This is a genomic window from Nonomuraea sp. NPDC049784 (assembly GCF_040659615.1).
In the GTDB taxonomy this organism is placed as follows: Bacteria; Actinomycetota; Actinomycetes; order Streptosporangiales; family Streptosporangiaceae; genus Nonomuraea.
This window is the reverse complement of sequence record NZ_JBFAMX010000693.1, coordinates 1-5,025: the sequence shown is the minus strand read 5'-3', so window position 1 is coordinate 5,025 and position 5,025 is coordinate 1. Positions and strand designations below refer to the sequence as shown.

The 5,025-nt window shown below is 71.6% G+C and carries 7 protein-coding genes; 2 read left to right on the top strand and 5 right to left on the bottom strand.

Going from position 1 to position 5,025, the window contains the following annotated elements:
* Positions 1 to 48 precede the first annotated feature (48 nt).
* Positions 49 to 729 (bottom strand): AAA family ATPase, encoded by a 681-nt coding sequence (locus AB0J09_RS55985; RefSeq protein ID WP_360710624.1) that lies wholly within the window; start codon positions 727 to 729, stop codon positions 49 to 51.
* Positions 730 to 826: 97 nt separating this feature from the next.
* Here AB0J09_RS55985 and AB0J09_RS55980 point away from each other — a divergent pair, with 97 nt between their 5' ends.
* Both AB0J09_RS55980 and AB0J09_RS55975 read left to right on the top strand, forming a co-directional pair.
* The gene (locus AB0J09_RS55980) at positions 827 to 1,303 is read left to right on the top strand and encodes an SAM-dependent methyltransferase (RefSeq protein WP_360710622.1); all 477 of its coding nucleotides are present in this window, start codon (positions 827 to 829) and stop codon (positions 1,301 to 1,303) included.
* Between the two features lie 16 nt (positions 1,304 to 1,319).
* A complete protein-coding gene (locus AB0J09_RS55975) occupies positions 1,320 to 2,489 on the top strand; it encodes an FAD-dependent monooxygenase (RefSeq protein ID WP_360710619.1) in 1,170 nt (389 codons plus the stop codon).
* Here AB0J09_RS55975 and AB0J09_RS55970 read toward each other — a convergent pair.
* The 4 genes from AB0J09_RS55970 to AB0J09_RS55955 form a co-directional block, all read right to left on the bottom strand.
* On the bottom strand, positions 2,479 to 3,687 hold the full coding sequence (locus tag AB0J09_RS55970; protein WP_360710618.1) for a cytochrome P450: 1,209 nt from the start codon (positions 3,685 to 3,687) through the stop codon (positions 2,479 to 2,481). The genes AB0J09_RS55975 and AB0J09_RS55970 overlap by 11 nt on opposite strands.
* Before the next feature lie 37 nt (positions 3,688 to 3,724).
* Entirely contained in the window at positions 3,725 to 3,925 is a 201-nt protein-coding gene (locus AB0J09_RS55965; RefSeq protein WP_360710615.1) for a ferredoxin, read from the bottom strand.
* A 13-nt stretch (positions 3,926 to 3,938) separates the two neighbouring features.
* Positions 3,939 to 4,583 carry a TetR family transcriptional regulator gene (locus AB0J09_RS55960; RefSeq protein WP_360710612.1) on the bottom strand — a complete coding sequence of 215 codons (645 nt, stop codon included), beginning with the start codon at positions 4,581 to 4,583 and terminating at the stop codon, positions 3,939 to 3,941.
* A 2-nt stretch (positions 4,584 to 4,585) separates the two neighbouring features.
* Positions 4,586 to 5,025, bottom strand: a 440-nt coding sequence (locus AB0J09_RS55955; RefSeq protein WP_360710610.1) for a cytochrome P450, incomplete at its 5' end; no start/stop codon positions are given.

Genomic DNA, 5,025 nt, shown 5'->3' with positions numbered 1-5,025 from the left:
TTGCCTGCTCACGGGTAGACTTCGGTCGAAGATAAGCGGAGGAAACACTCATGGCGGACAAGCCCACGAAAGGTCTGGCCGATGTCGTAGCGGCGCCTCGGCCTCCTCGATCACGCGGTCCCGGACCTCGGGCACCAGGTCGGCGGCCGACTCCGCGAGCAGCGTCTCGCAGTCGGCTCGGGTGAGACCGGCCAGCCTCAGCTCGGGAACGCCGTGGACGGGTAGTTCCGTCCCGTCGTCACGGGCGGCCAGGATCATGGTGATCCGCTCGGCTTCCAGCCGGCGCGCCGCGAACACCAGCGCGTCCACCGACGCGCGGTCCAGCCACTGCACGTCGTCGACCAGGCACAGCAGGGGGCGCTCCTCGGCGAGGTCGGCGAGCAGGGTCAGCACCGCGAGCCCGACGAGGAAGCGGTCCTGGGCGCCCTCCTGGCTCTCGCCGAACGCGCCGAGCAGCGCCGCGCGCTGCGCCGCCGGAAGGCCGGGGATGAGGTGCCGCGCCGGCCGCAGCAGCAGGTGCAGGGCCGCGAAGGGCAGCTCCGCCTCGGCCTCGACGCCGGTGACCCGCAACACCAGCAGGTCGTCCCCGGCCGTACGCACGACCTCCGCCAGCAGTGCCGACTTGCCGATCCCGGCTTCGCCGCGCACGAGGACGGCGTTGCCCAGGCCGGTCCCGGACTCAGCGATCATCTTCTCGAGGAGGGCGATCTCCGCATTACGCCCGATCATGATGCCCCGACCATACCTAAGCGGCAGCCGGCGCCCGCGACCCGCCCGGTCATCGTGACTTATTCACCGGCGGCGGCCGGCCCGTACGGTCGTGAGCATGGAAGGAACCATGATCGCCGTGTCCCTGCAACCGGTGGGAACCGTGGTCGGCGGGCGCACCGAGGCGTTCGACGACGACTGGAACACCGAGGAAGCGCTGATCCGCCTCGACGGGACGCGTTTCGGGCCGGACTCACTCGCCGGGCTTGACGAGTTCTCGCACCTGGAGGTGGTGTTCCTCTTCCACCTCGTGGACCCGGCTTCCGTGCACACCTCGGCCCGCCGCCCCAGGGGCAATCCCGACTGGCCGCCGGTGGGCATCTTCGCGCAGCGGGCCAAGAACCGGCCGAACCGGCTGGGGGTCTCCCGCTGCCGGCTGCTCGCCGTCGACGGCCTCGATGTGCGCGTACGTGGTCTGGACGCCATCGACGGCAGCCCGGTCCTCGATCTCAAGCCCTACATGGCGGAGTTCGCCCCGCAGGGCGAGACCGTGCAGCCGGCCTGGGCTACCGAGCTGATGCGCAACTACTACTGACAAGGGGATCCCGGATATGAACGCACAGCTTCCGGAGAGCACGGACGTCCTGATCGTCGGCGCGGGCCCGGCGGGCCTGGCCCTGGCCACCGCGCTGGCCGGGCAGGGCGTGGACGCCGTCCTGGTGGACAAGGCAGCGAGCGGCGCCAACACGTCGCGGGCCGCCGTCGTGCACGCCCGCACCCTGGAGGTGCTGCGCGAGATCGGCGTGAGCGACGAGCTGGTGTCCCTCGGCATCACCGTGCCCCGCTTCACCGTACGCGACCGCGACCGGATCCTGCTGACGGTGGCCTTCGACGATCTGCCGACAGACTTTCCGTACACACTGCTGGTGCCGCAGGACGTCACCGAGCGGGTGCTGCTGGACCGGCTCCGCGCCGCGGGCGGCACGGTGCACCGGCCGTACGAGGTCACAAACATCGAGCAGAGCTCCACGGGGGTCACCGCCACGACCGCCGACGGCCGGCGGATCCGCGCCTCGTACGCGGTCGGCACCGACGGCATGCACAGCACGGTCCGCGAGCACAGCGGCATCTCCTTCACCGGCGACACCTACGCCCAGTCGTTCGTGCTCGCCGACGTGCGCCTCGACTGGGCGGGGGCCGCCGACGAGGTCTCCCTGTACTTCGCCCCTGCCGGGGTGACCGTCGTCGCCCCGCTCCCGGGCGGGCGCCACCGGATCGTGGCGACGGTCGAGGAGGCCCCGGAGCACCCGGCCATCCCCGACATCCAGGCGCTCCTCGACACCCGCGGGCCGCGTGCCCACCCGGCCACGGTCACCGACCTCGTCTGGAGCTCGCGGTTCCGTGTCCACCACCGCCTGGCGGACCGCTACCGGGCGGGCCGGATCTTCCTCGCGGGAGACGCGGCCCACGTCCACAGCCCGGCCGGCGGTCAGGGCATGAACACCGGTATCCAGGACGCGCTCAACCTGGCGGGGAAGCTCACCGCGGCGCTGCGCGACGGCGCCCCGGAGACGGTCCTGGACGCGTACGAGGCCGAGCGCCGCCCGGTCGCGGAGGAGGTCGTCGCCTTCGCCCACAAGATGACGCGAATCGCGACAGTGGGCAACGGCCCCCTCCGATCCTTGCGCAACACGGCCCTGCGCGCCTTGGACTGGGTCCCCGCCGTCCATCACACGATGGCGATGAACCTGTCGGAGCTGGCGGGAAACGTCACCAAGTGACGGGCAGCTCGTAGACGCCGTAGACCGCGCCGTCGTGCTTGAACGGGATCTGGTCCAGGTCGGTCGCCAGGCTCAGGGTGGGGACGCGCCGGTAGAGGGTGCTGTAGGCGACCTGCAGCTCCATGCGGGCCAGCGGCTGGCCGAGGCACTGGTGCACGCCGAAGCCGAAGGCCACGTGGCGGCGGGCGTCACGGCGGATGTCCAGCTCGTCAGGGTCGGGGAAGACCGCGGGGTCGCGGTTGCCGATGTCGTTGGCCATGATGATCCCCTCCCCCGCCCGGATGGTCTGGCCGGCGATCTCGATGTCCTCCAGCGCGACGCGGCGCCGCCCGTTGTGGGTGATGTTGAGGTAGCGCAGCAGCTCCTCCACCGCCCCCGCGACCAGCTTGGGGTCGTCGGTGTCACGCAGCAGGGCCAGCTGTCCGGGGTTCTGCAGCAGGGCGAGGGTGCCGAGCGCGATCATGTTCGCGGTGGTCTCGTGCCCGGCGATCAGCAGGAGCACGCCCATCTGGGCGGCCTCCTGCCGGGTCAGCTCGCCGGCGCTGACCCTGCCGGCCACCCGCGACAGCAGATCGTCGCCCGGCTCGGCGAGCTTCTTGCCCACCAGGCCGTCCAGGTACTGGGCCAGCCCTCCGAAGGCGGCGGCCCGCTGCTCGGGTGTCGCGGTGCGCCTGATGATGGTCTTGCTGCTGTGCTGGAAGAAGTCGTGGTCCGCGTACGGCACGCCGAGCAGCTCGCAGATCACCAGCGAGGGCACCGGCAGCGCGAACGCCTCGACCAGGTCCACCGGCTTCGGCCCTGCCAGCATGTCGTCGATCATGTCGTCCACGATCTTCTGCACGGCCGGGCGCATGGACTCCACCCGCCTGACGGTGAACGCCGCCTGCACCATGCGGCGCTGGCGGGCGTGCTCGGGGTCGTCCATCAGGATGAAGCTGAGCGAACCGCCGCTGCTGGGCGCCGGGCTCGGGTAGCCGGGGCGGGTGATGTCGGCGCTGACCCTGGGGTCGGCCAGCACGGCCCGCTGCTCGGCGTACGTCGTCACCAGCCACGAGGTGCGGCCCTCCCACAGCCGGACCTTGGTCAGCGGCCCCTCCTGCTGCAGGGCGCGCAGCGCCGGCGGCGGGTCGAACGGGCACCCTGCCGCCCTGGCCATCGGGAACTCCGGAGCATCGGCCGGGCTCAACGTGTCGGTCATCGCGTGCTCTCCTTCCGGAGAAGTCGGCATAGAGGGGTTACGCGCTCTCGCTGAGCTCGATGGCGGCCGCGGGGCAGACGGCGGCGGCCTCGCGGACCGACGCGTGCAGGTGCTCGGCGGGCTCCGCCTCCAGCAGGACGACGATGCCGTCGTCCTCACGCTGGTCGAAGACGTCTGGCGCGAGCAGCACGCACTGGCCTGCGCCGCAGCACTTGTCCTCGTCAACGCGAACTTTCATCATGGGTTCCTCTCTACGCGTCGGATGATGTGACAGGGGCCGCCCACAGCGCGACGATGGCGTCGATCAGCCCGGTCGCGGCGCCGTGCCAGGTGGCCCGGGGTGTCGGCGTGCCGTCGGCCAGGGCGCGTTCGCGCTCGGCGCACATGTGGATCATGAGCTGGCTCGTCATGTCGTTGCGCTCGGCCCGCACCTCGGGTGGCAGCTGCGGCAGGCATCGATTTAGCCCGGCGACGATCTGGACGAGCGTGGGCGAGGTCAGCGCCTCGTCGATCACGATGTCGCGCAGCGCGGGGTCGGTCATCACCTGAGCGGCGAACCTGGCGAACCACGTGGGGTTGCCCAGGGCGTCCAGATGCTCGGTGACCGGGCGGATCAGGCAGGCCACCCAGTCGCGCACCTCGTCCGAGTCGCGGACCTCGGCCAGCATGCGCGTGCGGATGCGCTCGAGCTGCTCGGCGTGCTTGTGCAGGATCGCACGCACCAGGTCGGCCTTCGTGCCGAAGTGGTAACCGACCGCCGCGTTGTTGCCCTGCCCGGCGGCCTCGCTGACCTGCCTGTTCGACACGGCGAACACCCCGTGCTCGGCGAACAGCCGCTCCGCCGCCGTCAGAATCTGCTCGCGGGTGGCGCTGACCCGCTCGGCTCGCACGGCCATGCTCACCACCGCACCGGGACTTCCCGCAGTCCGCCGACGACGAGTCCTTCGAGCCGGCGCAGGTCCTCCACCGGGACGGCGAGCTCCAGTGAGGGGAGCTTGCGCAGCAGCACCTCGAGCACGGCCTGCAGCTCGGTGCGGGCCAGCGCCTGCCCCAGGCACGAGTGCGCGCCGGCGCCGAAGGCCAGGTGCGGGTTCGGGCTGCGGCCCAGGTCCATCTCGCCGGCGCCGTCGAAGGTGGTCTCGTCGCGGTTGGCCGCGGCCATGCTGCACACCACGGTCGTGCCGCGCGGCACCGTCCCGCCGATCTCGGCCTCCTCGCCGATGTAGCGCGGCATGCCGAAGCCCGAGTTGGCGTCGAAGCGCAACGCCTCCTCCACCGCCGTACGCACCAGCGACGGGTCCGCCAGCAGCCGCCCCCAGCGGCTCCGGTCGGCCAGCA